The organism is Nonomuraea monospora, from assembly GCF_039531895.1.
In the GTDB taxonomy this organism is placed as follows: domain Bacteria; phylum Actinomycetota; class Actinomycetes; order Streptosporangiales; family Streptosporangiaceae; genus Nonomuraea; species Nonomuraea monospora.
On sequence record NZ_BAAAQX010000035.1, the window covers coordinates 12,494 to 37,775 of the forward strand.

The window sequence follows — 25,282 nt, forward strand, 5'->3', positions numbered from 1 at the left end:
CCACCCACCCCTGCGGCTCTGCTCGCCTCAGACTCGGCGCAGCAGCAGCGTGACGAAGCCCAGAACCCCCCGATAACCGTCGAGCCACAGCTCACGATGCTCACGGGCGGCGGACAGCGCGCTCTCCCCCTCCTCGCCAGGGTGGTCGAGCGCCCAGCGGGTCAGCGAGCCGGTCCACGACCACTCGTACTCGTCCCACTCCTCCAACGTGCTCGCGTGCCCGTAGACGGTGGCGTACCCGGCGTTCTCCGCCCGCGCCACCGTCCCGGCCAGGTCGGCGTACTCGTCGGGCTCGGCGCCGAGCCGGACGAGCAGGCCGGGGGAGGGCGGGCGCTCCCAGAAGCCCTCGCCGACCAGGGCGAGCCCGGAGGAGGGCCGCAGGTGAGCGCGGACGGCGTCCAGGGTCGGCGCGAGGCCGCCGAAAGCGTGCGTGGCGCCGACGCACAGCACCAGGTCGTACGGCTCGCCGGCGGTGAAGTCCGCGGCGGAGGCGCGGTGCAGGCGGAGCCGGTCGGCCACCCCGCGGCGTTCGGCCTCCTCCTTGGCCCTGGCGAAGCCGGAGTCGGTGAGGTCCACGCCGTCGGCTGTCGCGTCCGGGTAGAGGGACAGCGCTCTGACCAGCCACGCCGCCTCGCCGCAGCCCAGGTCGAGGATGCGGGCCCGCGCGGGCGGCCTCGCCCGGACGAGCAGGCGTTCCAGGTTGTCCTCGCTGATCGGGGCGGCGATGGGGTGGTCGGCGTGGGCGAGGTGGCTGATCAGGTTGCGTTCCATCCGGCGAAGGATGCCGCATCCGAGGCGGGAGCGGCAAAGCCGGGGCGCGTCCGGACGAGGCGGGAGCGGCAGGGCGGGGATGCGGCCACCTCGCGCATCAGGAAATGTCGGCCGATGCCGTCACACTCTTCCCACGGGATCCGTCATATCCGTGCCCCGGACAACCCGGGACCGACCATGACATGGGGGACTGAGGACAACATGACGAACACGGAACTGCGCTCCGCCGTACGAGGCCAGGTGCTGCTCCCCGGCGACGACACCTTCGAGCAGGCGGCCAAGCCCTGGAACCTGTCCGTGCACCAGCCGGTGGCCGCCGTCGTGGAGGCAGCGGACGCCGCCGACGTGACGGCCCTGGTCCGGTACGCGGCAAGGACCGGCCTGACGGTGACCGCCCAGCCGAGCGGCCACGGCGCCACCGGCGACACCGACGGCGTGATCCTGCTGCGCACCGGGCGGCTCGGCGGCGTCCAGGTGCGCCCCGACGAGCGGGTGGCCAAGGTGGGCGCGGGCGTCAAGTGGGGCGAGGTGCTGGCCGAGACGGGCCCGCTCGGCCTGACCGGCCTCGCGGGCAGCAGCCCCGTCGTGAGCGTGACCGGCTACACGCTGGGCGGCGGTCTGAGCTGGTTCAGCCGCCGGTACGGCTTCGCGGCCGACAGCGTGCGCTCGTTCGACGTGGTGCTGGCCGACGGGGAGCCCGCCACGGTCACCGCCGGCTCCGACCCCGACCTGTTCTGGGCGCTGCGCGGCGGCGGCGGCGACTTCGCGCTGGTCACCGCGATCGAGTTCGACCTGCACCCGGCGCCCGACCTGTACGGGGGCCGCGTCATCTGGCCGGGGCACCGCACCCGCGAGGTGTTCGAGGCCTTCAGGGAGATCACCGCCGAGGCGCCGGACGAGCTGTCGGTGTGGTTCAACAGGTTCCAGTTCCCGCAGGCGCCGCCCATGGTGGCCGTGGACGTCGCGTTCCTCGGCGAGGAAGGCGACGGCCGGGCGCTGCTCGCCCGCCTGGACAAGATCGACGACGTGATCGCCGACAAGCGGGGCCCGGTGCCGGTGGCGAGCCTCGGCAGCATCACCGACGAGCCGACCGACCCGGCGCCCGGCCGTTCCCGCGCCGAGCTGCTCACCGGGCTCGACGACACGGCGGCCGAGGTGCTGCTGGACACCCCGCTGGAGCCGGTGCTGGCCGTGCAGGTCAGGCACGTGGGCGGGGCGCTGGCCGCCGCCCGCCCTGACGCGGGGCCGAGCGGGCCCATGACCGAGCCGTACCTGCTCTACCTGCTCGGCCTGGCGCTCAACCCCGAGCTGTCCGCGGCCGTGGGGGAGCGGCAGGAGCGCTTCGCCGGGGAGCTGGGGGCGCTGGTCAGCGGGCGCAAGCCGTACACGATGCTGGGGCGCGGCGACCGTGCGGCGGCGGCCTTCAGCGAGGGGGACCTGGCGCGGCTGCGGGACATCAAGCGGGCCCGCGACCCGCGCGGCGTCCTGCGCGCCAACTTCCCCGTCCTGTCCTGACCCGGAGCGGGGCCGTGGGGCGGACCCTGCCCCACGGCCCCGGCCGTTCAGCCGCCGAAGGTCACGACGAGCCGGCCGTCCGAGGCGAACGACCACCGCAGCGCGCCCGAGTAGGACGAGCAGCGGGACCCGTTCGACCCGGTCCAGAACTGGTTGGAGCTGTCGGAGTTACCGACGATCTTGTCGTTGGTGCCGCTGCCGCTGCGGCACGACGTGTTGCCCCTGAACACCGACGTCCCCCCGTCGAAGGAGAAGTTGCGCTCGGCGTTGTCGATGCTGACGTTGTCCGCGATCGACATCGTGCCCAGATTGCGGTTGTAGGTGAAGCCGTGCTTGCCGTTGTTGTAGGCGATGTTGCGGCGGATGACGTGGTTGACGCCGATGTCCTCGCCGCCGAGCTTGTAGCCGTTGCGGTCGCCGTTGCCGGCCTGGCTGCCGTCGCTGAGCGTGCCGTTGTCGTACGACAGGGAGTCCTCGATGGTCACCGGGCCGATGGGGCCGGTGTCGGTCTTGGTGTAGAGGTCCCAGCCGTCGTCGATGTTGTTGCGGGCCACGGCGTAGCGGAAGACGTTGCCTGAGCCGACCGTGAGCTTGGCGGCGAAGCCGTCGGCGTCCTCACCGTCGGAGTCGGCGTTGTCGTGCGACAGCGCGCTGAGGATCAGGTTGTCGGCGGGCCACTGCGAGTTCGGGGTGTCGGAGGCGATGCGGGAGAGCTGCAGGCCGGTGTCGCGGTTGTAGCGCGTCACGGTGCGCTCCAGGATGTTGCCGCTGCCGCCGACGAAGATGCCGTTGTCGCCGGCCCGCTCGACGACCACGCCGTAGACGTGCCAGTACGAGCCGTTCACGGCCAGGCCGCGGTTGGCCGGGTCCTCGCTCTGGGCCGAGAAGTTCAGCACCGGCGTCTCGCCCGGGTAGGCCGACAGCTTCTTGCGGGCGCTGGAGGTGCCGTTGTTGCCGGGCGCGATGGTGACCGTCTGCGCGTGGTTGTAGGTGCCGCCGCGCAGGTAGATCGTGCCGCCGGCGGCGATGCGGGTGATGGCGGAGGTGAGGGTGGTCGGGTCCGCCTGCGTCCCGGCCGCGCCGTCCGTGCCGCCCGGGGCGACGTACAGGGTGCCGCTGGACGGCGGCGGCGTCACGGTCGGCGTGACAGTGGGCGTCACGGTGGGCGTCACGGTGGGCGTCGGGCTCGTCGTCGGCCCGCTCCCGGCGGGCCGCAGCGTCCACTGCTTGGTGGCCGCCGAGTCGCAGGAGTTCTGCTGCAGGACGGCGCCCGCCGCCGTCGAGTTGTCCTTGACGTTGAGGCACTTGCCGCCGTTGCCGTTCACCACCCGGTACGCCGACCCGGACGCGGTGAGCTGCCACGTCTGCGACGCCGCCCCGGTGCAGGACTCCTGCTGGACGGCCTTGCCCGCGCTCGTGGAGGCGTCGCGCACGCCCGCGCACTTGCCGCTGTGCTCGGCCTTGATCGTGTAGCTGCTCCCGGAGGCGGTGAGCGTGAAGACCTGCCCGGCGCCGTCGGTGCACGCGCTCTGCACGAGCTGCACGCCGTCGCCGGTGCTCTGGTTCGGTACGGACGCGCACAGCCCGCTTCCCGCGTTCACCAGGGTGTACGAGCCGCTGGACGGGGCCGCCGAGGCCGGCAGGTTGAACACGGCGATCAGAGCGCCGGTGGTGAGCAGACCGGCGGTCGCCACGACCGCCAGCCTCTGCGACAGGGTTTGGTTCTTGGGCACGTTTTCATCCATTCCGCAGGGGGGTGTGCACATGGACGCCAACCGGTTGCAGTCACAGTGACGTTACCTGCCGGAAACGTCAATAAGTGCAGGTAAAACTGCAAACCGGCAAGGGAGTCGTGGCTGGTCGTGCCGCCTTTCCTGCAACAACCGATTGCAAGATTTGAGCGTGAAAGTTTCATGGGCCCCGCGTGCGGTGGGGTTTTGGTACGTTGTGTCGCCTTCCCTTCGCTGTGATCATGGAGCTGTCATATGTTCGCGACTTCCCTCGGAGACGACGCCTTTCTGCGACCGCTGGAACCGTGGCGCGCCGAGGAGCTCCTCGCCCACATGGAGCGCGGGCGGGAGTTCATCGGACGCTTCATCGGGTTGCCGGACGCCGTCGTGGACCCGGCTTCGAGCAGGGCTTTCTTGCAGGCGTACGCGGACAAGGCCGCCGCCGACACGGCCCGCATCTACGGCATCTGGACGGACGGCACCCTCGTCGGAGGCGTCCTCTTCCGCACCATGGACCTCGCCATGGGCATCGCGGAAGCTGGGTGCTGGCTGGAACCCGCCGCGGCCGGCAAGGGGCTCGTCACCCGGGCCGCGCGCGTCATCATCGACTGGGCCGTTGAGGAGCGGGGCATCCACCGGGTGGAGTGGCGCGTCGCGGCGGCCAACTCGGCCAGCATCGCGGTCGCGCGGAGGCTCGGGATGAGCAAGGACGGGGTGCTGCGGGGTGGGTACCTGCATCGGGGGGAGCGGTACGACGTCGAGGTGTGGTCGGTGCTGGCGCCGGAGTGGCGGGCGAACAAGAACCCCACCTCCTGACGGCTTCCCCACCCCGCGCCGCCCCACCCATCCGCCCCGCGCGCCCGCCTGCCCCGCGCCCGCCTGCCCCGCGAGCCCGCCCGGCCCGCCCACCCACTCGTCCAACCTGCCCTGCCCACCCCGCCCGCCTGCTTGTCTGCTCGGCTCGCCCGCCCGCCTGACCTGCCAGGCTCGCTGCCCGCTCGTCTGTCCTGCCCCGCTCGGATCGCTCGGCCGTCCGGCCTGCTCCGTCCGATGGACGGCCTGGACGTCAGCCGGGCGGCTGCTCGGACGGCGGGTGCAGGAGCAGCGCCTGCCTGGCGGACGCGACGTGATGGCGCATCGCGGCCACCGCCGCCTCGGGGTTGCGCGTCACGATGGCCAGGAGGATCGCCTGATGCTCCTCTAACGAGCCGGCCCGCGGATGGTGCGCGGACAGGTTGCGATACTGCCGCATCACCAGCGGATACAGCAGCGTGTCATACGCCCTGGCCAGAGTCCGCTGATGCGCCGCCGCCTTCACCTGCTGATGGAACTTGCGGTTCCCCTGCGAGTACGCCGCCTGATCACCCCGCGCCTCGCAGTCCTCCATGAACTCCAGCGTCCGGCGCAACTCCTCGATCTCCTCCGCGGTGGCGCGCTCCGCGGCCTTGCCCGCCAGCGCCGACTCCAGCACCTCGCGCGCCTCCAGGATGTCCGCCGCCTCCTCCACGGAGAAGCTGCGCGTGCGCACCCCGCGATTCACCTCGCTGGTGACGTACCCCTCCTGGGTCAGCCGGACCAGCACCGAGCGCATGGTGCTGCGGGAGACGTTGAACCTGCTGGTCAGCTCGGCCTCGGTGAGGCGGGCGCCGGGCTCGATGCCGCCCGACAGCAGCAGCGAGCGCAGCCCCTCGTACGCCTCGTCGTGCCGGGTGCGCGAGGTCTTGTCCTGCGCGTCGGCGTGTTCCCTGACTTCCACCATGATCACCTTGTGCCTCGGAGGAGATGCTCGTTGCTCCCGGAGTATTCCTGCTCCCCGGCCCGCCGCCCGCCATGCCCCGAACGTCCCGCGCGTCGCCCCCCCATGCCTCGAAGCTTCCGAGCGTCGCCCGCCTCGGCTCGGGGGTCCGGCGGGCGCGTCAACGTAGGAAGCGGAGGATGGCGTGGCGGATCTGCTCGGGCGTCATCGGGTCCGTCGACAGGGCGCTGTGCAGGACGAGGCCCTCGATGAGCGCGTCCAGCTCCCTGGCCGTGGTGGCGTCGAAGTGACGCTCCAGCGCGCGGCGGCTCCGTGCCATCCACGCCTGGGTGACGGCGCGCAGGGCGGGGTTGCGCGCCGCCGCCACGTACAGCTCCACGGAGAGGACCAGGTCGTGCTGCGAGCCGAACAGGTCGGCCGAGACCATGGCGATGACCGCCTCGGCCGCCTCGTCCTGGTCGCGGGCGGCGCTCATGCGTTCGTCGAAGACGCGCGCCACCGCGTCGGCGTGCCGGGTGAACGCCTCGGCCAGCACCTCCTCCAGCGACGTGAAGTGGTACGTCATCGACCCGAGCGGCACGTCGGCGGCGCGGGCGATCTCCCGGTGCGTCGTCCCGGCGACGCCGCGCTCGGCGATGACGGTGAGGGCGGCGTCGATCAGCCGATCCCGCCGCCCAGGATCATGCCGCCGCGCCCGCCGTGGGGCTGTCCCACCCGTGTCCTCCGCGCCGCGCCCGGCCCGATCGTGCCCAGGCCCGGTCGTCTCGCTCCGGTCGCGCCCGGCTGAATCGCGCGCAGACCCGTCCGCCGCGCCCGGATCGCGCCCGGCCCGTCCGCGCGGAGGCCCGCTTGTGTCGCTCGGATCGGGCCGAGACCCGCTCGGATCGCCCCGATCGTGCGGAGGCCCGTTCATCTCGCCTCTGTCGAGCCCGGCTCGATCGTACGAATCACCCGGGCGGGATTCCCCACCGCCACCACGTTCGCCGGCAGATCCCGGGTGACCACCGCCCCGGCCCCGACCACGGTGTTCTCCCCGATGGTGACCCCGGCCAGCACGATCGCCCCGCTCCCCAGCCACACGTTGTCCCCGATGACGATCGGCCTGGCGGCCTCCCACTTGGCCCGCCGCAGCTCCGGATCCACCGGATGCGTAGGCGTCATGAGCTGCACGTTCGACCCGATCTGCACGTCATCGCCGATGGTGATGGAGGCCACGTCCAGGGCGACGAGCCCGAAGTTGGCGAAGGAGCGGGCGCCGATGCGGATGTGGCTGCCGTAGTCGACCCGCAGCGGCGGCCGGATCACGGTCCCCTCGCCGACGGCCCCCAGCAGCTCCTCCAGCAGCCGCTGCCGGAGCTGCGGGTCGCGGGCCGACGACCCGTTGTACGCCTCCATCAGGTCGGCGGCGCGCAGCAGGTGCTCGCCCAGCTCAGGGTCGTCGGCGAGGTAGAGGTCGCCGGCGAGCATCCGTTCGCGCATCGTGCGGTTGTCCACGTCAGGGTTCATGTGTACGAGCGTACATAACATTGGACGCCTGCCGCGTGCTGACGGCCGCCAGCCGACGCAGGGCCGCGTGGGAGGCGGAGCCCGGAACCGTCGTGAACAGGTCGAGCCGCAGCGGCGGATCGTCCGGCAGCGGCAGCAGCTCACCGTGCACCTCGATGGCGCCCACCTCCGGGTGCTCCAGGCGGTAGACGCGGTGCGTGACGCCGCGCACGTGCAGGGCGTTCCACAGGCCGTCGAACTCGGGGCTCTCCGCCCGCATCCGCGCGATGTGCGCGGCCAGCGCGGCGTCCCCTCGGTAGCGGGCGGCCAGCGTACGCAGGTGCGCGACCGCCTCCCGCGCCACCCTGGGCAGATGGTCGCCGTGCAGCCGGCGGAAGTCCGCGTCCAGGAAGAGCAGGTGACTGATGCTGCGCCGCTCGCGCGGGACGGCGGCGAAGTCGGCCCACAGGGCCGCGCCCAGCCGGTTCCAGGCGACGACCGTCGTGTCGCTGTCGAGAATGAGCGCGGGGACCGTCTCCATGGACGCGAGCAACTGGCGCAGCCCCAGCCGCAGCACCGGGGTGTCCACCGGCGGGGCGGGCTCGGGGTGGGCGCGGCGGTGCAGGTAGAGGCGTTCGTCCTCGGTGAGGCGCAGCGCGCGGGCGACCGCGTCGAGCACGGCGGCCGACACGTTGCGCGCGTTGCCCTGCTCCAGCCGCGTGTAGTGCGCGATGCTCACCCCGGCCAGTGCCGCCAGCTCCTCGCGGCGCAGCCCCGGCACGCGCCGCCGCTCCCCTGACGCGGCCAGCCCCACATCCTCCGGACGCAGCCGCGCCCGCCTGGACTGCAGGAACGCGGCGAGCTCCCGATCCTTACCCGTGTCGTGGCGCACGTCGCACCATGGTAGCCAGCCGCCTGATCAAACGTTGCGTACGCAAGGCGAGGGCCTGGCTCGGGCGGCGTCCGGTGATCCAGGCTGGTCGCCATCCACGGATCGATGGGGGTTCTCATGACAGACGCAGGTGATGGCCGCGCGTGGGTGGCGGGTTTCCGCTCGGGCGTGATCAGCCCGTACGAGCAGATCAAGCTCGCCGAGTCGCGCGGTTTCCGTGACGAGACGGTACGTCAGGCGCTCGTGCTGGCCGGAGGCGGCGACCAGGTGCGCGTCCGGCTCACCAACCGCCACGGCCGCGAGCCGCTGACGATCGGGGCCGCTCGGGTGGCGCTGCGCCCGACCGGCGACGGGCCCGTGCCGGAGACCGAGCGCAAGGCGCGGATCGGTGACGTGACCGCGCGGGAGGTCCGGATCGGTGATGCGATCGTGCCCGAGACCGAGCGGGAGGTGCGATTCGGCGGGGCGGGCGAGGTGACGATCCCGGCGGGCGGCGAGGTCGTCGGCGACCCGGTGGAGCTGGCCGTGCGCGCGGGCGACCACCTGGTGCTGAGCCTGTACCTGCCGGACGAGACGGAGCCCGCCACCTTCTCCCACCAGCCGATGGAAACGGCCCACATCGCACCGGGCAACCAGGTGAGCGCCCCCGCGCTGCCCGGCGCCGAGCAGGTCGCCGCCCGCTTCTACGTGTCCGGCGTGGACGTGCGAGCGCCGCGCGGCACGGCGATCGGGGTCGCGTTCGGCGACTCGTGGTTCGAGGGCGTGGGCACCACGATGGGCGCCGACCGGCGCTCGGTGGACGTGCTGAACAGGCGCCTGCCCCGCGGCTGGGTGGTCAACCAGGGCATCGCGGGCAACCGGCTGCTGGTGGACGAGATCGGCGAGCACGGCCTGGCCCGCCTGGAGCGGGACGCGCTGTCCGTGCCGGGCGCGACGCACGTCCTCGTGCACTTCGGCATCAACGACCTCGGCCTGCCCGGCATGGCGGGGGAGCCGCCCGCGACGGCCGAGGACCTGATCGCCGGGTTCACCGAGCTGGGCGGGCGGGTGCGGGCGGCGGGCATGAGGGTGCTGGCCGCCACGATCGGGCCGTTCGCGGGTGCGATCTATCCGGGGGTGAGCACGCCGGAGGGGGTGGCGGCACGGCGGCGGGTGAACGAGTGGATCCGTACGGGCGCGGCGTTCGACGCGGTGTTCGACGTGGCCAAGGCGGTCGAGAAGCCGGACGAGCCCGACTTCATCAGGCCGGAGTTCGACGCGGGCGACGGGATGCACCTCAACGACGCCGGCGCCCAGGCGATGGGCGCTTCGGTGCACCTCGCCGACCTGTTGATCGGATGACAAGATGTGGCTGCTCACGACGTACGACCGAAAGAGGCACCACGGGCATGGCCGTCATCCACCGCACCCACCTCAAGCCGACCAAGCTGGAGCTGCTCACCTCCTGGCTGCCCACCCGCCCGTGGTACCGGGGCGGCGTGCCGGAGCTCGTCAAGGCTGGCGGCTTCCGGCTGGACGATCCCGAGGGCGCGGTCGGCATCGAGTTCATGGTGGTCACCGACACCTCGGGGCCCGAGCCCGCCTGCTACCTGGTGCCGCTGACCTACCGGGGCGCGCCGCTCGACGGGGCGGAGGACGCGCTCGTCGGGACCATGGAGCACGGGGTGCTGGGGCGGCGCTGGGCGTACGACGGGTGCCATGACCCGGTGCTGGTGGGCCAGTTGCAGGCGCTGATCGGGGGCGAGGCGCAGGCCCAGGACCAGAACGTCAGCGACACGCCCGACCGGGAGGTCACCCGCGTCGGTCCCGTCCCCTCGGGGCTCGCCGCCGCCGCCGACGATCGCGAGGGCACGGAGCTGCGCGCCCCGGACGGAACGGTGCTGCGCGTGCGCCGCCTCCTGCACCCAGACACGAACATCTCGGACGGCGCGGGGCCGGGGGTGGCCGGGTACGTGGCGGGTGCCTGGAACCTGCCCGACGGCACCCGCGTCCGAGGCCTGCTCGCCGTTCTGAGCGCGTAAAAAGGTCAGGCGTCGGTAGCGGTCTTGATCGCGCTGCCCGCCACCCACTCCTCCCACGACTTGGCCCACGGCGTCGGCCCGTTGCCGAACTGGAGCCTCTGCGACGTCCCCGTGACCTTGATGATGTCGCCCCGCTGGGTGAAGTTGTAGAACCAGCGGGCGTCACCGGTCCCGGCGTTCACGCAGCCGTGGCTGACGTTGCGGTGCCCCTGCGCCCCGGTGGACCAGGGGGCGGCGTGGAAGAACATGCCGCTGTAGGTCATGCGGACGTTCCACTTGGTGTGGTGCAGGTACTCGCCAGGGATGCCGATGGTGGCGGAGTCCATGAGGAAGTTCTCCGCCTTCTCCTGGGCGATCATGGTGCCTGACCAGCTCTCGTACCCCGGCTTGCCCAGACTGACGGGGATCTTCCTGACGACCTCGCCGTTCTTGCGGACGATCGCCCGGTGGGTCTTGTTGCGGATCGTGGTGACGTGCTCGGGCCCGACGGTGAACGTCACGCTGCGGTCCTTGGCGCCCCACACGCCCCGCCCGATCCGCAGGCCGGCCAGGTGCGCGACGACCGTGACCCGTTCACCGGCCGGCCAGTACGCGCGCGGCCGGAACTGCACCTCCCGGTCGCTCACCCAGCTCCACGCCCCCTCCACCGGCTTGGACATGTGCACGGTCAGCGACCGCTCGACCGCGACCCGGTCCTCCAGCCGGCTGACCGGCTTGGACAGCAGGACCTGGATCGGCATCCCGACGCCGACCTTCTCGCCGTTGAGCGGCGACAGGCCGGTCTCCAGCACGTGCTTCGGCTTCAGCGTGGTGAACGCGGCCCGCTCCGTGACCAGTTGCCTGCCGTCGGCGCCGGTGGCCTGCGCCCGCACCGTGTACTCGGTGGCCGGCTTCAGCGGCCAGGTGGGCCGCCACGTCCCGTCCGGGCCCAGGTTCCCGGCGATCTCGTGGCCCTTGGCGTCCACGACGGTCAGCCCGGTGACCCGGCCGTCGGTGACCTTGACGCCGATGCCGATGTCCGGCGGCACCTTCTTCGTGCCGTGGGCGGGCGAGATCGCCAGCGCGGGAGGCGGCACCACCTGCTTCTGGATCTTGACGGGCTGCTCAGCCGAGGTGCACCCGGCGATCACGAGCAGCACCACCGTGGACGTGCTGATGAGTATGGTGCCGCCGTTCCGCATCGCCGATATCCCCACTTCTCCCGACACATGGCCCCTCTTCGGGACGAGAAGTGTTATGCCCGTCACTCAGCGTAATCATGCGCGCGAAGCGGGCTTGAGCAGGCCGCTCTCGTACGCCGCGGCCACCGCCGCCGCCCGGTCCTTCACCCCGAGCTTGGCGAAGACGTGCAGCAGGTGCGTCTTCACCGTCGCCTCCGTGATGAACAGCCTCACGGCGATCTCCCGGTTGGTCGCCCCCCTGGCGATGAGGGCGAGCACCTCCACCTCCCTGGGGCTCAGCACCCGGGCGGGGGCCTCGCGGGCCTTCTGGTTCAGCACCCCGGCCACCGTGGGAGACAGGACCGTCTCGCCCCTGGCCGCGGCCAGCACCGCGCGCCGCAGCTCGTCACGCGGCGTGTCCTTCAGCAGGTAGCCGGTCGCGCCCTGCTCGATGGCGGGCAGCACGTCGGCGTCGTCGTCGAACGTCGTCACGACCAGCACCCGCACGTCCGGCTGCTGCTCGCGCAGGCGGCGGATGACCTCGACGCCGCTCATGTGCGGCATCCGCAGGTCGAGCAGGACCACGTCGGGGCAGGTGCGCAGCGCGACCGCCAGCGCCTCCCGGCCGTCGGCCGCCTCGCCGACGACCTCGAAGTCGCCGGTGGCGAAGATGCCGCGCAGGCCGTCGCGCACCATCGGATGGTCGTCCACGATGATCAGGCGAATCGGCATGGCTCACGACCTCGCGGCGGCGGGGATGGCGGGTACGGTGGCGGAGATCCCGGTGCCCTGGCCAGGGGCGGTCTCGACGGCGAAGCTGCCCGCCAGGCGGATGACGCGCTGCCGCATCCCGATGAGCCCGAACCCGCTCGACTCCCCGGGCTCGCCGGGCTCGTGGACGAAGCCCGTCCCGTCGTCACGCACGTCCAGGGCGACCACGTCGTCCATGTAGGAGAGCGTCAGGACCACCCGTCCGGCCGAGGCGTGCTTGGCGACGTTGGCCAGCGCCTCCTGCGCCACCCGTAACAGCGTGCTCTCCACCTCGGCGTGCAGCGGCCGGGCGTCGCCCGTCACGGACACGGCGGCGGGCACCCCCGACACCCGCGACCACCGCTCCGCCACCTCGGACAGGGCCGCCGCGAACCCCGGGCTCTCCTCCAGCGGCGCGGGCCGCAGCGCGTGCACCGAGCGGCGCGCCTCGGCCAGGCTCTCCCTGGCCAGGCCGCGCACGGTGTCGAGCCGGTCACCGGCGCCCGGCACGTCGCCGAGCGCTTCGAGCTGGGTGAGGATCGCCGTCAGGCCCTGCGCGATGGTGTCGTGGATCTCCCTGGCCATCCGCTGGCGCTCGCCCAGCACGCCCGCCTCGCGGGCCTGGGTCAGGAGCTGCGACTGCAGGTTCGCGTTCTCCTCGGCGAGCGCGGCCAGCCTGGCGGTGGTCTGCTTGAGCCGCTCGTTCTGCTCGGCGACCGTCTGGAAGACCAGGCCCGCCATCGAGGAGATCAGCACCCCCACCACGAAGGACGCGAGCAGCTCCACGGGGGTCCGCCCGTCGGCCGGGCGGGCGGCGACGAGCACGCCGACCGTCACCGCCACCCCGGCGTACGCCCACAGACCGGGCAGCAGGGCGAAGCACTGCAGGAACGCCCCCACCCCGGTCACCGTGAACACCGTGTCGATCCGCACCAGCGCCGCCACGGTCGCCAGCAGCACCGCGAAGTGCACGGCCACCACCCAGCGGCGGGCGATCCAGCCGGGGTGCGCGGTCACGACCACCCAGTGCCAGGCCACCGCGAACAGCGTCAGGGCCAGCACCTCCACCCGCCACTCCCGCAGCAGCGAGAACAGCGCGGGCAGCAGGACGAGCAGGTACGGCAGCGCCGCCAGGACCCGGTCCCAGCGCTTGAACGTCACCACCGGTACGCCTTCAGCGCGACGCCGCCCGCCACCACCGTGACAGCCACCATGATCCCCAGACTAGCCCCCGAGGCCGGAACGCCCTCCCACCCGTCGCGGACCGCCCGCACCACCGGCGCCATCGGCATCAGGTCGCCGATCGCCCGCATGGAGCCCGACATCGTCTCGCGCGGGATGACCGCCCCCGACAGGAACACCATGGGGAAGAACAAACCGAGCCCGGCCACGGTCGCCGCCCGCCCGCCCGGCACCACCGCGCCCAGCAGCAGGCCGATCGCGCCCAGGCTGAGCGCGCCGAGCAGCCAGCCCAGCAGCACCCCTGGCAGGCTCGCCGGAGCCGCCAGCCCGAACCCGGCGGCTCCGACCGCGACGATCAGCACCGTGCCGGCCACCGCCAGCAGCGTGTGGGCGATCCACTGCGCGCCGAACAGCATGGCCGGCGCGGCCGGGGTGGCGCGCAGCCGCCGCAGCACGCCCCGCTCCCGGTACTGGGCCAGCGTGGCGGGCAGCACCACCAGCGTGGCCAGCCCGATGACGAAGACGGCCAGCATCGGCACGGTCGCGTCCACGACCGGCACCCCGCCCGGCAGCGGCTTGTTCCCGCCGCGCAGCTTGACCCAGAGCATGATCAGCGGGAAGGCCAGCGCGAAGAACGCGGACATGGGGTCGCGCAGGCCCAGCTTGAGCTCGACGGCGACGACGTTGGCGAAGCCCTTCATGGTCAGTTCCTTCCGGTGAGTGCGAAGTAGGCGTCCTCGAGCGAGCCCGCGCCGGCCTGGCCGATCAGCTCGCGGGGGCTGCCCTGGGCGGTCACGCGCCCGCCGTCGATGATGGCGACGCGGTCGCAGAGCGCCTCCGCCTCGTCCATGAAGTGCGTGACCATCACGACGGTCACGCCGCGCTCGCGCATCGCGCGGATCAGACCCCACGTGGTACGGCGGGCGTCCGGGTCCAGGCCGGTGGTCAGCTCGTCGAGCAGGACCACCTCGGGGTTGCCCACCAGCGCCAGCGCGATGAACAGCCGCTGCTTCCACCCGCCGGACAGCCCGCCGAACCGGCTGCCCCTCCTCTCGGTCAGGCCCCACTCGTCCATGAGCGCCCGGTGGTCGGCGGGGTGGTCGTAGAAGGAGGCGTACATCCGCAGCGCCTCACCCACCTTGATCCCGTCGGGGAGCGCCGCCTCCTGCAGTTGCGCGCCGATGCGCTGCTGCAGCGCGCGCCGGTCGCCGCCGTGCGGGTCCAGGCCCAGCACCCGCACGGTGCCGCTGTCGGGACGGCGCAGCCCCGACACGCACTCCACGACCGAGGTCTTCCCCGCGCCGTTGGGGCCGGCGAGCCCGAAGATCTCGCCACGCCCCACCGTGAGGGAGACGCCGTTCACCGCCTGGTTGCCCTGGTAGCTCTTACGCAGGTCGCTGATCTCGATGACTGTCATGCATCGAGGATCTTCCGCGCGCGCCCGCCCCGATATCCACCGATCGGTTGACCCCCTTGCGAAAAACGCGTTGCCGAGAATGACCCAGAAACGTATGGTTGTGCGCTCGTGATCACTGTGGTGGAGCGCGTCCTCCCTGCCCGCCTGGGGGCGGGCTTCCGATGGCTGCTGGCGTCGAGCTGGCTGACGAACCTCGGCGACGGCATCGCCGCCGCCGCCGGCCCGCTGCTCATCGCGACGCTGACCCGCGACCCGCTGCTGATCTCCCTGTCGGCCCTGGTGAGCTGGGCGCCGCCGCTGCTGTTCAGCCTGTACGCGGGCGTCCTGTCGGACCGCCACGACCGGCGCAGGATCGTGCTCGCCGCCAACGCCGTGCGAGCCGTGGTGCTGGCGGCCCTGGCCGTGCTCATGGTGACCGGCACCGTGACCGTCGTGACCGCGCTCGTGGCGCTCACGCTGCGGTCCATCGCCGAGGTGTTCGCCGACAACGCCACCTCCACGCTCACCCCCATGATGGTCGCCAGGGACGACCTCACCGTCGCCAACGCCCGCCTGGGCACCGGGTTCATCACCCTCAACCAGCTCGCCGGGCCGCCGATCGGCGCCGCACTGTTCGGCCTCGGCTTCACCTGGCCGTTCGCGGGCCAGCTCCTCCTGGTGCTGGCGGGCATCGTGCTGGTCTCCCGCATCACGCTGCCGCCGCACGGCCGCCGGGACGGCGACCCCCGGCCCGGCACCGTGCGGGAACTGCTCGCCGGGTTCCGCTGGACCGTCCGGCACGCGGCCGTCCGCACGCTCGCGCTCACCATCCTGATCTTCAACTTCACGTTCGGCGCGGCCTGGTCGGTGCTCGTCCTCTACACCCAGGAACAGCTCGGCCTCGGCGCCGTCGGCTTCGGCCTGATGACCACCATCGGAGGCATCGGCGGACTGATCGGCACCGGCCTGTACGGGGCCATCACCCGCAAGGTCAGCCTCGGCGCCCTCATGCGGATCGGCCTCGTCATCGAGACCCTCACCCACCTCGGCCTGGCCCTCACCCACTCACCGTGGGTCGCCGGCGGCATCTTCCTCGTCTTCGGCGCGCACGCGTTCATCTGGGGCACCACCTCCACCACCGTCCGCCAGCGCGCCGTCCCGCACGAGCTGCAGGGGCGGGTGGGCAGCGTCAACACCATCTGCGTGTACGCCGGGCTGGTGGTCGGCTCCCTGATCGGCGGCGTCCTGGCCACCCGGTTCGGCGTCGCCGCGCCCTTCTGGTTCGCCTTCGGCGGCTCGGCGGTGTTCGTCGTGCTGCTGTGGCGGCAACTCATGCTCATCGCTCACGACTGACGCGGCGGGTAGGCGAACTCCCGCACGTCGGCGAACGTCTGAGGGCCGGTGATGGCGTAGCCGTGCGCGGCCTCGTCGCCGAGGTGCCGGGGGCCCACGTCCAGGGTGTCGCTGGTCTGCCAGCGGCCGTTGATCCGTTGCTCGACGACGTACCTGAACTCGTTGAAGTCCTGCTCGGACGAGACGAACGTGTTGACCACGGTCAGCGCGCCGCGGCCGGTGGTCAGCGAGGGCGGGAACTCCGCCGTCTGGTCCTGCCATCGGTACGTGGCGCGCATCGGCAGCGGGCGCCAGGTGGCTGCTTCTGTTCCGTTCACCGTGATGGTGGCGTGTTGCTCGCCGATGCCCGCGTCCAGGCGGCGGGTCAGGCGGACGCCCGTGTTGGAGGGGCGCACCGTCACGGTGAAACGGCTCGAACCGCCCGGGCCGAACGCGCGGCCGTCGTCCGTGAGGGTGGGGGGTTCCGGGGTGGGCCGGTGCGGTAGCCAGGTTCCCACCAGGAGGCCCAGGGTGGCGGCGGCCAGCGACGCGAGCACCGCGACCCCCAACGACCGGCCCCGCGCTCTGGCTCGCGGCCTGTACGTGTGCGCCCCGCCCTCCGTCGCCGCAGCCATCTCGCCCGCCGCAGCCGCCGCGCCCGCCTGAGTCGCCGCGCCCGCCGCGCCCGCCGCGCCCGCCACGTCCGGCTCGCGCTGCGGTGCCGCCCCGTCGTGCTCCACCGTCGCGGCCGGTGTGCCCCGCAGTGGCGGTGCGGTGGTGGCCAGTGCGCTGAGCTGTGCCTGGGCCTCCGCCTGCGCCCGTGCCGCCATGGCCGCCAGCCGCCCCACCCGTACCCGCTCCCAAGCCCGCTCCCACGCCGGCAGCCGATCCGCGGGCACCCGGCACCCGAGCAGGAACGCCACCATCACTGCCTTCTTCGGAAACCGCCGCCCCGCCAGCATGTCGGCGCAGGTGGCCCGGGGCAGCCGCGTCCCACCGGCCCGATCGGCCCGGGCCTGCAGCTCACGCAACGACACGTCCGCCCGCGCGAACTGCTCCGCCAGCAGCCGCACCAGCTCCTCGTGCCGCGTCACCGACTCCAGGCCGCCACGAGCCGGCGCCCCGGTGACCCCTTCCAGCTCCGTGCTCATCGCCGCACCTCTCCCGACCAGAACCGGGGCCCAACCACCTGTGCCAGTGATGGTCAGTGTACGAGCGATGACTGTGCGTGCACGAGACATTTTCCGCCGCCCCACGCCGGGACCGCGCCGCCCGGGTGGCCGGTCGGCGAATCAGAGCGAGTCGATCCAGCGTTCCAGCCGATGGCCCTCCGTCCGCATCAGGCCGGGGTCGCGGAAGGTGTTGGTCAGCAGCGCGGCCCCCTGGTACGCGGCGAACAGGGCGACCGCCAGCTCCCGCGCGTCCGCCCGCCCCATGGCCGCGAACTGGCTCTCCACCCAGTCGACCATCCGCCCCATGACCTTGGCGATGGCGCGGTCGAGGCCGTCGTCGCGCTTGTCGAGCTCGGCGGCTAGCGTGCCGGTCGGGCAGCCGTACTTGGCGGTCAGGTCGCTCTCGCCGATCCACCCCTGCAGCAGCGCCTTGAGCCGCTCCTGCGGCGTGCCGAGCCGCTCCAGCGTCTCGATCATGGTGTCGAGGTGGTGGCCGTGCTCCTCGATGGCCGCCTCGACGAGCTGGTCCTTGGTCTTGAAGTAGTAGTAGACGTTGCCCACGGGCACGTCGGCCGCGCGCGCGATGTCGGCGAGGGTGGTCTTCTCGACGCCCTGCTCGTGCAGCACCCGGACGGCGGCGCCCGCGAGCCGCTCCCGCTTCCCCACCCGTGTTGAGTTAGTCACCTGACTAACTATAGACACGCCGCCCGGCGTCCCGCTATGGTCATGGCGCTGAGTCAGTCAACTAACTAACTCCTGAGGAGTGTTCCATGTTCGTCGTCACAGGTGCCACCGGGAACGTCGGAAGCCAGCTGGTCCGGCTGCTCGCCGCCGCAGGCGAGCAGGTCACCGCCGTCTCCCGGCGTCCCGGGCCCCTCCCGGACGGTGTGCGGCACAGCGCCGCCGACCTGGGGGACCCGGCCGGGTTGAAGGCCGCCTTCGACGGTGCCGACGCGCTGTTCCTGCTCGTCGCCGGGGACGAGCCGCGCGCCGTGCTCGAAGCGGCTGCGGCGGGCGGGGTCCGGCGCGTGGTGCTGCTCTCCTCGCAGGGTGCGGGGACCAGGCCGGGCCTGTACGGGCATCCGGTCGCCTTCGAGGAGGCCGTGCGCGAGTCGGGGCTGGAGTGGACGATCCTGCGTCCTGGCGGGTTCGCCTCCAACGCGTTCGCCTGGGCCGAGCCGATCCGCGCGCACCGCACGGCCGCCGCGCCGTTCGCCGACGTCGCCCTGCCCGTCATCGATCCGGCCGACATCGCGGAGGTCGCGTCCCTGGTGCTCCGTGAGGACGGGCACGCGGGGCGGACGTACGTGCTGACCGGGCCGCAGCCCGTCTCGCCGCGCGAGCGGGCCGCCGCGATCGGTGAGGCGGTGGGGGCCGAGGTGCGGTTCGTCGAGCAGAGCAGGGAGGAGGCTCGGGCGCAGATGCTCGGCTTCATGCCCGAGCGGGCCGTCGATGGGACGCTGGCCATCCTCGGGACGCCGAACGAGGAGGAGCGGCGGGTCAGCCCGGACGTGGAGCGGCTCCTCGGCCGCGCCCCGCGCACCTTCGCCGACTGGGCGGCCCGCAACGCCGCGGCCTTCCGATGAACGTCCCGCCGGTCCGTGGCGGCGCGGGCTCCCGATGACCGGCACCACCGTCCGCCTGCCTCGCGCGGCGCGGGACTTCCTGGCCGAGCCCAGCGTGGCGACCCTGACCACGCTGCGGCCCGACGGCTCCCCGCACGTGGTGCCCGTCCGCTTCACCTGGGACCGGAAGTCGGGCCTGGCCCGCGTCCTGACCGTCGCCACCTCCCGCAAGGCCCGCAACCTGACCACCACCCGCGTGACCCCGGCCGCCTACGTCAGCCCGGCAGGCCCGACCAGCCCGGCGGCCCTCACCACCCCCGCCACCCCCGGCGGCCGGGCGGCGCTCTGCCAGGTCGCGGGTTTCCGCTGGCTCACCCTGGAGGGCCCGGCCACGCTCTCCCAAGACCCGAGCCGCATAGCCGAAGCCACCACCCGCTACACCCACCGCTACCTCTCACCCCCACCCGCCCCACCGGACCGGGTAGTGATCGAGATCGCGGTGGACCGTTTCCTACACCTGAACCTCTGAAAGGCGCCACAATGCCCACCCAGCAAGTCCTCGACTCCACCATCTCCTACCGCGACCAAGGCACCGGCGACCCGATCGTGTTCCTGCACGGCAACCCCACCTCCTCCCACCTGTGGCGCGCCGTCATGCCCGCCATCGGCCAGGGCCGCCGCCTGGCCCCCGACCTGATCGGCATGGGCGACTCGGGCAAGCCCGCCATCGACTACACCTTCGCCGACCACGCCCGCTACCTGGACGCCTGGTTCGACGCCCTCGACCTGCGCGACGTGCTGCTCGTCGGCCACGACTGGGGCGGCGCGCTCGCGTTCGACTGGGCCGCCCGCCACCCGGACCGGGTCCGCGGCATCGCCTTCACCGAGGCCATCGTCAAGCCGATGACCTGGGAGGAGTTCCCGGAAGGCGGCCGGCCGCTGTTCCGGGCGATCAAGACGGACGGCGTCGGCGAGACCATGATGCTCGACGACAACGCCTTCCTGCGCGGCCTGCCCGGCAGCGTCGCCACGCCGATGGCCGACGAGGACACGCAGGCGTACCTGCGGCCGTACCCGACGCGGGAGAGCAGGCTGCCGCTGCTGCGCTGGGCCCGCTCGATGCCGCTGGACGGCGAGCCCGCCGACGTGGTGGCCAGGATCGAGGCGTTCGACCGGTGGCTGGCCGCCAGTGTCGAGGTGCCGAAGCTGCTGATCGACTTCCGTCCCGGCCCCGGCATGATGTGGACGCGGGAGACCATCGACTGGTGCCGCGCGAACATCGCGTCCCTGGAGGTGGTGGAGCGCGAGGAGGTCGCGGGCCATCACACCCCGGAGGACCACCCGGAGGTGATCGCCGAGGCCATCACGGAGTGGCTGGCCAAGCACCTCTGACCGGACGGGATGCAAGTCGTACGGGTGTTGGCCTACACTTGTTGTCATGGCATTCACCGAGAGATCGGCAGCCACCAGGAACGCCATCCTCTCGGCTGCCAGGAAGCTGCTCGTCGAACGCGGCTACGAGGCGATGACGATCCGGGCGGTCGCCTCCCTGGTCGGCGTGGACCCGTCCATGGTCATGCGCTACTACGGCAGCAAGGCCGGGCTCTTCCACGCCGCCGTGGACGTGGACCTGCAGCTCGACAAGCTCGCCAGGCCGCCGCGCGAGCGGCTCGGCGAGCTGATCGTGCGGCACTTCCTGTCCCGCTGGGAGGGCGAGCAGGCCGACGACGTGCTCATCCTGCTGCTCCGCTCCGCCAGCACCAACCCCACGGCCGCCGAGCGGATGCGGGAGGTGTTCGCGACGCAGATCACCGCGCTCGTCGCCCGCCTGACCGGCGCGCCCGACGCCGAGCACCGCGCCGCGCTCGCCTCCACGCAGCTTCTCGGCCTGGCACTGACCCGGTACGTGCTGCGCTTCCCGCCGATGGTGGACGCCGACGTCGACACGCTCGCCCGCGACATCGGGCCGGTGGTGCAGCACTACCTGACGGGCGGCGCACAGCCTCTCACGCGGTGATCCGGCTGCGCTCCTGCTCGATGATCGGCTCGATCTGCAGGTCGTAGTTGCACAGCACCACGGCGACCCAGTCGAGGTCGAGGTAGATGCTCCAGTTCGTCGAGCCGCCCGCGATGCCGCCGCCATGCGAGATGTAGCGGCGGTCGTTGAAGGTGGACGCGGTCGGCCCGTACGCGTGGAACGCCTCCCCGCGGCGCGGGTCCGCCGGGCCCTCCCGCAGGGGCGGGCCCGACACCTTCGCGTTCACGTACAGCTCGGTGTAGGCGCGCTTCAGCAGCTCGTCGCGTTGCAGCGCGAGGGCGAAGCGCACCAGGTCGGGGGCGGTGGTGAAGCCGTTCCCGCCGCCGGACCCGATGAACGCGCGCGCCGAGTTGCTGCCCTTCACCCCGCTGACGCCGCCCTTGTCCAGGTTGCGCACGCCGTCGACGCGCGTGCCGTCCTCCTGCAGCATGTACGGGTGCGCGATGCGCTCGTCCGCCAGCCACCGAGTCCTCGTGTAGTAGGCGGAGTCCGCCATGCCCGCCCGCTCGAAGACGTGCTCGCGGACGTACTCGTGGAACGGCTGCCCCGACACCTTCGCGACCAGCTCGCCGAGCACCTCGTAACCCATGCTGGAGTACTCCTTGGCGGTGCCGGGCGTGAAGCGCAGCCGCTGCGAGCGGGCGCGCGCGGCGAGGTCCTGGTTGCGCTCCTCGACGCTGGTGAAGACGCGCGGGTCGGTCGCGTCGTTGGTGGGGTCGGTCATTCCGGACGTGTGCGTGAGCATCTGGTGGACGGTGACGTGCTCGGCGATCTCCGCCGGGAAGCCGTCCAGGTGGGCGCCGACCTTGTCGTAGAACCTGAGCCTGCCCTCCTGGGCGAGCCGCACCACGGCCAGGCCGGTGAAGGGCTTGGAGGCGGAGGCCATCGCGTAGATCGTGTCCAGGTCGTTGGGGATCCGCCGTTCCCTGTCGGCCATGCCGTACGCGCGGGCCAGCACGTGCCGGCCGCGATGCGCCAGCAGCACCGTCCCGGAGAACTGGTCGCGTTCGGCCAGATCCCTGACGTACCGGTCGAACGCGCCGCCCGGCCGCAGGTCGGCGGGGACCCCACCGGAACGCCCGGCCGCCGCGGCTACCCCGGACGCGGCCAGCACGCCACCCGCTGTCAGGGGCACGGCTCCCAACAGGCCCAGCGCGGCACGCCGGGACGGGCCGTGGGCACGTCCGCGCAGGGTGGGGCCGTCGAGCGGGCCGCTCGCTGTGCGGCCGGACGGGCCGCCGGGCGGGTCGCTCGCGGTGCTGCCGGACGGGCCGTCGGCAGGTCTGAGCAGGTCGCGTGCGGTGCGCCGGGGAGGCTCGGCGGTGGATCCGGTCATGGGCGCCTCATCTCGTCGTGATCTTCGCTGACCGGACCCGATGCAACCGCGCACGGCGTTTCCCCGCCGTTTCCACCCGCCTAGCGGGCGCTATTTCCCGTGTAGCGCCTCCCGTTCGACAGACAAGAACCATCGGACAGGAGAAACACGGATGACGATTCTCGTGACCGGCGCCACGGGGACGGTCGGCCGCCGCATCGTCGGCCGGCTCGCCGAACGCGGCGTACCCGTACGGGCGCTGACCAGGAACCCCGGCAAGGCCGCGTTCCCCGACGGAGTCGAGGTGGCCTGCGGCGACCTGACCGAGCCCGCGACGCTCGCCCCCGCGCTGGAGGGCGTGACGGGGCTGCACCTGATCACGTTCGGCGGGGACGACGGCGCGCCGCTGGAGAACGGGCCCGAGCTGGTCGAGCTGGCGGCCAAGGCCGGCGTGCGGCGCGTCAGCGTGCTGAGCGGCTGGGACGAGTCCACCGTCGAGCAGGCGCTGCGGGCCGGGGACCTCGGGTGGACGCGGCTGCAGTGCGTCGAGTTCATGGCCAACGCCTTCGACTGGGCCGAGTCCATCAGGCGGGAGGGTGTGGTGCGGGTCTTCGGCAACCATCCCGGGGCCGTGGTGCACGAGGCCGACATCGCCGCTGTCGCCGTGGCGGCGCTGGTCGAGGAGGGGCACGCGGGGGAGACGTACCTGCTGACCGGGCCCGAGGCGCTCACGCCGGAGCAGCGGACGCGGCTCATCGGCGCGGCGATCGGGCGGGAGCTGCGGTTCGAGGAGCAGAGCGAGGCGGAGTACCGGGCCGCCATGCGGGCGGCGGGGGTGGGCGACGAGCTGATCGAGTTCGGGGTCCAGCTCGGCGCGAACCCGCCGCAGGCCGGCTCCGTCGTGCTGCCGACCGTGGAACACGTCACGGGCCGCCCCGGACGCACGTTCGCCGAGTGGGCCACCGAACACGCCGCCGCCTTCCGCCCCCTCTGAGCCGAGCCCCCCGCCGCTCTTCCACCCCTTTGAGAGGAAATTTCATGACCATTCACCCGTTCCGGATTGAGATCCCGCAGCAGGACCTGGACGACCTGCACGCCCGCCTGGCCCGCACCCGCTGGCAGGACCAGCTCCCCGGCACCAGCTGGGAACGCGGCGTCCCCGTCGGCTACCTGCGCGAACTCGCCGAGTACTGGCGCACCGGCTACGACTGGCGCGCCCACGAGGCCAAGCTCAACGAGCTGCCCCACTACACCACCACCATCGACGGCCAGCGCCTCCACTTCCTGCACGTCCGGTCGGCGCGCGCCGACGCCCTGCCGCTCATGCTGCTGCACGGCTGGCCGGGGACGTTCGTGGAGTTCCTGGACGTCATCGAGCCGCTCTCCCGCGACTTCCACCTGGTCGTCCCGTCGCTGCCGGGGTTCGGCTTCTCCAGCCCGCTGTCCGCCACCGGCTGGGACGCCGCCCGCACCGCCCGCGCCTTCACCGAGCTGATGGACCTGCTCGGGTACGCCCGGTACGGCGTCCAGGGCGGCGACGCCGGAGCCTTCATCGCCCCCGAGATGGGCAAGCACGCCCCCGATCGCGTCGTCGGCATCCACCTCAACGCCGCCCTCACCTTCCCCGTCGGGCAGGAGGGCGAGATGGACGGGCTGTCGGAGGAGGAGCGGCGGCGTTGGGAGGCCATGGAGAACATGAACGACGGGTACCTGCAGACGCAGTCCAAGCGGCCGCAGACCGTGGCGTACGGGCTGCACGACTCGCCGGTGGGGCAGCTCGCGTGGATCATGGAGAAGTTCAAGGAGCTGACCGAGCCGGTGGAGGGGATGCCGGAGGAGTCACTCGATCGGGACCTCATGCTGACGAACGTGAGCTTGTACTGGTTGACGGGGACGGCGGGGTCGTCGGCGCAGTTCTACTACGAGAACATGAGCGCTTCCGCGGACTGGTCCTCCGAGAACTGGGACGACGCCGACGGAGGCTCCGAGAGCTGGGGCGGTGCCGACGGAAGCTCCGAGGGCTGGGCCGGTGGGGGTGACTGGGCCGCCGCTGCCCGGGGCACCGTCCCCACGGGCGTGCTCGTGTCCAAGGCCTGCGACGTCACCATCCGCTCCTGGGCCGAACGCGACCACAACCTCGTCCACTGGTCCGAGTACGACCGGGGCGGGCACTTTTTCGCCGCCGAGCAACCCGCCCTCTTCACCGACGACGTCACGGCCTTCTTCGCCAAGCTCCGCTGACCCCCGGCACCCGCCTCCTAGATCGTCAACTTGGTAGGGTGCCCAAGTCCGGTGCGGCGTACAGGGGGAGAGGAGCCGGCGACGATGCAGGCGTCAGAGGTCAGACGAGCCACGGCCGCGGCGATGGCGACCGCCGCATCACTCGGCCTGACCGCCGACGACGCGATCGTCCTCAACAACTCCAACAAGCTCGCCCTGCGCCTGCTGCCGTGCGACGTCCTGGCCCGCGTGGCGCCCGTGGACAACCAGGCCCTGGCGTTCGAGATCGACATGGCGCGACGGCTCGCCGCGGCGGGAAGCCCCGTGGCGAGCCTCGATCCGCGGGTGGAGCCGCGGGTCCACGAGCGTGACGGCTTCGCGATCACGCTGTGGACCTACTACGAACCGGCCACCCCGCACGAGATCCCACCGGCCGACTACGCCAGAGCGCTGGAACGGCTCCACGCGGGCATGCGCACGATCGACGTCCCGACGCCGCACTTCACGGACCGGGTCGAGCAGGCCCAGCTCCTCCTCGCGGACCGCGACCGCTCCCCGGAGCTCCCGGACGCGGACCGGGAGCTCCTCACCGACACGCTCCGCAACATGACGCGGGCCATCAGCGAACGCGGTGGCGCCGGTGATCAGCTCCTGCACGGTGAGCCGCATCCGGGCAACCTGCTCGCCACGCGGGAGGGGCCGCTGTTCATCGACCTTGAGACGTGTTGCCGCGGGCCCGTCGAGTTCGACCTCGCCCATGCGCCCGAAGCGGCCGGTCTGCACTACCCGGGTGCGGATCAGGAGTTGCTGCGTGAGTGCCGGGCGCTCATGTGGGCGATGGTCACGGCGTGGCGGTGGGATCGCAACGATCAGCTCCCGGACGGACGGCGGCTGGGCGTGGAGTGGCTCCGCCAGGTCCGGGCAGCGGTCGGACGCGACGAACTGGACGCCCGCGGATGACGAGGTAGCGGCCCAACGACCG

26 protein-coding genes are annotated in these 25,282 nt (G+C 72.4%); 12 read left to right on the forward strand and 14 right to left on the reverse strand.

Translation table 11 applies throughout. The features are described 5' to 3' along the window. Positions 1-27: 27 nt before the first annotated feature. On the reverse strand, positions 28-771 hold the full coding sequence (locus ABD331_RS45380; protein WP_344489818.1) for an SAM-dependent methyltransferase: 744 nt from the start codon (positions 769-771) through the stop codon (positions 28-30). A 201-nt stretch (positions 772-972) separates the two neighbouring features. On the opposite strand from ABD331_RS45380, the gene ABD331_RS45385 reads away from it, so the two are divergent. After that, a complete protein-coding gene (locus ABD331_RS45385) occupies positions 973-2,286 on the forward strand; it encodes an FAD-binding oxidoreductase (RefSeq protein WP_344489821.1) in 1,314 nt (437 codons plus the stop codon). Between the two features lie 47 nt (positions 2,287-2,333). Here ABD331_RS45385 and ABD331_RS45390 read toward each other — a convergent pair whose 3' ends face one another. Further along, on the reverse strand, positions 2,334-4,019 hold the full coding sequence (locus tag ABD331_RS45390) for an RICIN domain-containing protein (protein ID WP_344489824.1): 1,686 nt from the start codon (positions 4,017-4,019) through the stop codon (positions 2,334-2,336). Positions 4,020-4,271: 252 nt separating this feature from the next. Between ABD331_RS45390 and ABD331_RS45395 the strand changes: the two genes are divergently transcribed. Continuing rightward, positions 4,272-4,832, forward strand: coding sequence for a GNAT family N-acetyltransferase (locus ABD331_RS45395; protein WP_344489827.1), 561 nt, complete (start codon positions 4,272-4,274; stop codon positions 4,830-4,832). A gap of 250 nt (positions 4,833-5,082) precedes the next feature. On the opposite strand, the gene ABD331_RS45400 is transcribed toward ABD331_RS45395, so the two are convergent. From ABD331_RS45400 to ABD331_RS45415, 4 genes are all read right to left on the reverse strand, one after another. After that, positions 5,083-5,772 (reverse strand): GntR family transcriptional regulator, encoded by a 690-nt coding sequence (locus tag ABD331_RS45400; RefSeq protein ID WP_344489830.1) that lies wholly within the window; start codon positions 5,770-5,772, stop codon positions 5,083-5,085. Positions 5,773-5,932: 160 nt separating this feature from the next. Further along, positions 5,933-6,685, reverse strand: a complete 753-nt coding sequence (locus ABD331_RS45405) for a TetR/AcrR family transcriptional regulator (RefSeq protein ID WP_344489833.1) — start codon at positions 6,683-6,685, stop codon at positions 5,933-5,935. Continuing rightward, on the reverse strand, positions 6,682-7,278 hold the full coding sequence (locus tag ABD331_RS45410; RefSeq protein WP_344489836.1) for a sugar O-acetyltransferase: 597 nt from the start codon (positions 7,276-7,278) through the stop codon (positions 6,682-6,684). The genes ABD331_RS45405 and ABD331_RS45410 overlap by 4 nt, the downstream gene beginning before the upstream one ends. Further along, positions 7,268-8,149, reverse strand: coding sequence for a helix-turn-helix domain-containing protein (locus ABD331_RS45415; protein ID WP_344489839.1), 882 nt, complete (start codon positions 8,147-8,149; stop codon positions 7,268-7,270). Before ABD331_RS45415 ends, ABD331_RS45410 begins: the two co-directional genes overlap by 11 nt. A gap of 117 nt (positions 8,150-8,266) precedes the next feature. Here ABD331_RS45415 and ABD331_RS45420 point away from each other — a divergent pair, with 117 nt between their 5' ends. Then, positions 8,267-9,490, forward strand: coding sequence for a GDSL-type esterase/lipase family protein (locus tag ABD331_RS45420; protein ID WP_344489842.1), 1,224 nt, complete (start codon positions 8,267-8,269; stop codon positions 9,488-9,490). Between the two features lie 47 nt (positions 9,491-9,537). Beyond that, on the forward strand, positions 9,538-10,170 hold the full coding sequence (locus ABD331_RS45425) for a maltokinase N-terminal cap-like domain-containing protein (protein WP_344489845.1): 633 nt from the start codon (positions 9,538-9,540) through the stop codon (positions 10,168-10,170). Positions 10,171-10,175: 5 nt separating this feature from the next. Here ABD331_RS45425 and ABD331_RS45430 read toward each other — a convergent pair whose 3' ends face one another. From ABD331_RS45430 to ABD331_RS45450, 5 genes are all read right to left on the reverse strand, one after another. Further along, positions 10,176-11,351 carry a L,D-transpeptidase gene (locus tag ABD331_RS45430; protein ID WP_344489848.1) on the reverse strand — a complete coding sequence of 392 codons (1,176 nt, stop codon included), beginning with the start codon at positions 11,349-11,351 and terminating at the stop codon, positions 10,176-10,178. Between the two features lie 75 nt (positions 11,352-11,426). After that, positions 11,427-12,062 carry a response regulator gene (locus ABD331_RS45435; protein WP_344489851.1) on the reverse strand — a complete coding sequence of 212 codons (636 nt, stop codon included), beginning with the start codon at positions 12,060-12,062 and terminating at the stop codon, positions 11,427-11,429. 3 nt (positions 12,063-12,065) lie between these two features. Continuing rightward, complete coding sequence (locus ABD331_RS45440) at positions 12,066-13,244, reverse strand: sensor histidine kinase (RefSeq protein WP_344489854.1); 1,179 nt, start codon at positions 13,242-13,244, stop codon at positions 12,066-12,068. Next, positions 13,238-13,963 (reverse strand): ABC transporter permease, encoded by a 726-nt coding sequence (locus ABD331_RS45445; RefSeq protein WP_344489857.1) that lies wholly within the window; start codon positions 13,961-13,963, stop codon positions 13,238-13,240. The genes ABD331_RS45440 and ABD331_RS45445 overlap by 7 nt, the downstream gene beginning before the upstream one ends. A 2-nt stretch (positions 13,964-13,965) precedes the next feature. Then, a complete protein-coding gene (locus ABD331_RS45450; protein WP_344489860.1) occupies positions 13,966-14,679 on the reverse strand; it encodes an ABC transporter ATP-binding protein in 714 nt (237 codons plus the stop codon). 108 nt (positions 14,680-14,787) lie between these two features. Here ABD331_RS45450 and ABD331_RS45455 point away from each other — a divergent pair, with 108 nt between their 5' ends. Beyond that, on the forward strand, positions 14,788-16,011 hold the full coding sequence (locus tag ABD331_RS45455) for an MFS transporter (RefSeq protein WP_344489863.1): 1,224 nt from the start codon (positions 14,788-14,790) through the stop codon (positions 16,009-16,011). Here the strand turns inward: ABD331_RS45455 and ABD331_RS45460 are convergent. After that, positions 16,002-17,141 (reverse strand): hypothetical protein, encoded by a 1,140-nt coding sequence (locus tag ABD331_RS45460; protein ID WP_344489865.1) that lies wholly within the window; start codon positions 17,139-17,141, stop codon positions 16,002-16,004. The genes ABD331_RS45455 and ABD331_RS45460 overlap by 10 nt on opposite strands. A 141-nt stretch (positions 17,142-17,282) precedes the next feature. After that, the gene (locus tag ABD331_RS45465; protein WP_344489867.1) at positions 17,283-17,846 is read right to left on the reverse strand and encodes a TetR/AcrR family transcriptional regulator; all 564 of its coding nucleotides are present in this window, start codon (positions 17,844-17,846) and stop codon (positions 17,283-17,285) included. 86 nt (positions 17,847-17,932) lie between these two features. Here ABD331_RS45465 and ABD331_RS45470 point away from each other — a divergent pair, with 86 nt between their 5' ends. From ABD331_RS45470 to ABD331_RS45485, 4 genes are read left to right on the forward strand one after another with little or no spacing between them, the layout of a single operon-like run. After that, positions 17,933-18,748 (forward strand): NAD(P)H-binding protein, encoded by an 816-nt coding sequence (locus tag ABD331_RS45470; protein WP_344489869.1) that lies wholly within the window; start codon positions 17,933-17,935, stop codon positions 18,746-18,748. A 34-nt stretch (positions 18,749-18,782) separates the two neighbouring features. Next, on the forward strand, positions 18,783-19,256 hold the full coding sequence (locus ABD331_RS45475) for a pyridoxamine 5'-phosphate oxidase family protein (RefSeq protein WP_344489872.1): 474 nt from the start codon (positions 18,783-18,785) through the stop codon (positions 19,254-19,256). An 11-nt stretch (positions 19,257-19,267) separates the two neighbouring features. Further along, positions 19,268-20,119, forward strand: a complete 852-nt coding sequence (locus tag ABD331_RS45480) for a haloalkane dehalogenase (RefSeq protein ID WP_344489875.1) — start codon at positions 19,268-19,270, stop codon at positions 20,117-20,119. Between the two features lie 46 nt (positions 20,120-20,165). Beyond that, complete coding sequence (locus ABD331_RS45485; protein ID WP_344489878.1) at positions 20,166-20,744, forward strand: TetR/AcrR family transcriptional regulator; 579 nt, start codon at positions 20,166-20,168, stop codon at positions 20,742-20,744. Here ABD331_RS45485 and ABD331_RS45490 read toward each other — a convergent pair. Next, on the reverse strand, positions 20,734-22,101 hold the full coding sequence (locus ABD331_RS45490; protein WP_344489882.1) for a serine hydrolase domain-containing protein: 1,368 nt from the start codon (positions 22,099-22,101) through the stop codon (positions 20,734-20,736). The two genes, ABD331_RS45485 and ABD331_RS45490, sit on opposite strands and share 11 nt — an antisense overlap. Positions 22,102-22,252: 151 nt before the next feature. On the opposite strand from ABD331_RS45490, the gene ABD331_RS45495 reads away from it, so the two are divergent. From ABD331_RS45495 to ABD331_RS45505, 3 genes are all read left to right on the forward strand, one after another. Beyond that, positions 22,253-23,074, forward strand: a complete 822-nt coding sequence (locus ABD331_RS45495; RefSeq protein ID WP_344489885.1) for an NAD(P)H-binding protein — start codon at positions 22,253-22,255, stop codon at positions 23,072-23,074. A gap of 44 nt (positions 23,075-23,118) precedes the next feature. Next, a complete protein-coding gene (locus tag ABD331_RS45500; protein WP_344489888.1) occupies positions 23,119-24,321 on the forward strand; it encodes an epoxide hydrolase family protein in 1,203 nt (400 codons plus the stop codon). An 84-nt stretch (positions 24,322-24,405) separates the two neighbouring features. Beyond that, positions 24,406-25,260: a phosphotransferase gene (locus ABD331_RS45505; protein ID WP_344489891.1), complete on the forward strand. Its 855-nt coding sequence runs from the start codon at positions 24,406-24,408 to the stop codon at positions 25,258-25,260. The last annotated feature ends 22 nt before the right edge of the window (positions 25,261-25,282 follow it).

Coding starts and splice junctions, on each gene's coding strand:
- ABD331_RS45380 (WP_344489818.1), bottom strand. CDS start 771: ATGGAACGCAACCTGATCAGCCACCTCGCCCACGCCGACCACCCCATC.
- ABD331_RS45385 (WP_344489821.1), top strand. CDS start 973: ATGACGAACACGGAACTGCGCTCCGCCGTACGAGGCCAGGTGCTGCTC.
- ABD331_RS45395 (WP_344489827.1), top strand. CDS start 4,272: ATGTTCGCGACTTCCCTCGGAGACGACGCCTTTCTGCGACCGCTGGAA.
- ABD331_RS45405 (WP_344489833.1), bottom strand. CDS start 6,685: ATGAACGGGCCTCCGCACGATCGGGGCGATCCGAGCGGGTCTCGGCCC.
- ABD331_RS45410 (WP_344489836.1), bottom strand. CDS start 7,278: ATGAACCCTGACGTGGACAACCGCACGATGCGCGAACGGATGCTCGCC.
- ABD331_RS45420 (WP_344489842.1), top strand. CDS start 8,267: ATGACAGACGCAGGTGATGGCCGCGCGTGGGTGGCGGGTTTCCGCTCG.
- ABD331_RS45425 (WP_344489845.1), top strand. CDS start 9,538: ATGGCCGTCATCCACCGCACCCACCTCAAGCCGACCAAGCTGGAGCTG.
- ABD331_RS45430 (WP_344489848.1), bottom strand. CDS start 11,351: ATGCGGAACGGCGGCACCATACTCATCAGCACGTCCACGGTGGTGCTG.
- ABD331_RS45435 (WP_344489851.1), bottom strand. CDS start 12,062: ATGCCGATTCGCCTGATCATCGTGGACGACCATCCGATGGTGCGCGAC.
- ABD331_RS45445 (WP_344489857.1), bottom strand. CDS start 13,963: ATGAAGGGCTTCGCCAACGTCGTCGCCGTCGAGCTCAAGCTGGGCCTG.
- ABD331_RS45450 (WP_344489860.1), bottom strand. CDS start 14,679: ATGACAGTCATCGAGATCAGCGACCTGCGTAAGAGCTACCAGGGCAAC.
- ABD331_RS45460 (WP_344489865.1), bottom strand. CDS start 17,141: ATGAGCACGGAGCTGGAAGGGGTCACCGGGGCGCCGGCTCGTGGCGGC.
- ABD331_RS45470 (WP_344489869.1), top strand. CDS start 17,933: ATGTTCGTCGTCACAGGTGCCACCGGGAACGTCGGAAGCCAGCTGGTC.
- ABD331_RS45475 (WP_344489872.1), top strand. CDS start 18,783: ATGACCGGCACCACCGTCCGCCTGCCTCGCGCGGCGCGGGACTTCCTG.
- ABD331_RS45480 (WP_344489875.1), top strand. CDS start 19,268: ATGCCCACCCAGCAAGTCCTCGACTCCACCATCTCCTACCGCGACCAA.
- ABD331_RS45485 (WP_344489878.1), top strand. CDS start 20,166: ATGGCATTCACCGAGAGATCGGCAGCCACCAGGAACGCCATCCTCTCG.
- ABD331_RS45490 (WP_344489882.1), bottom strand. CDS start 22,101: ATGACCGGATCCACCGCCGAGCCTCCCCGGCGCACCGCACGCGACCTG.
- ABD331_RS45495 (WP_344489885.1), top strand. CDS start 22,253: ATGACGATTCTCGTGACCGGCGCCACGGGGACGGTCGGCCGCCGCATC.
- ABD331_RS45500 (WP_344489888.1), top strand. CDS start 23,119: ATGACCATTCACCCGTTCCGGATTGAGATCCCGCAGCAGGACCTGGAC.
- ABD331_RS45505 (WP_344489891.1), top strand. CDS start 24,406: ATGCAGGCGTCAGAGGTCAGACGAGCCACGGCCGCGGCGATGGCGACC.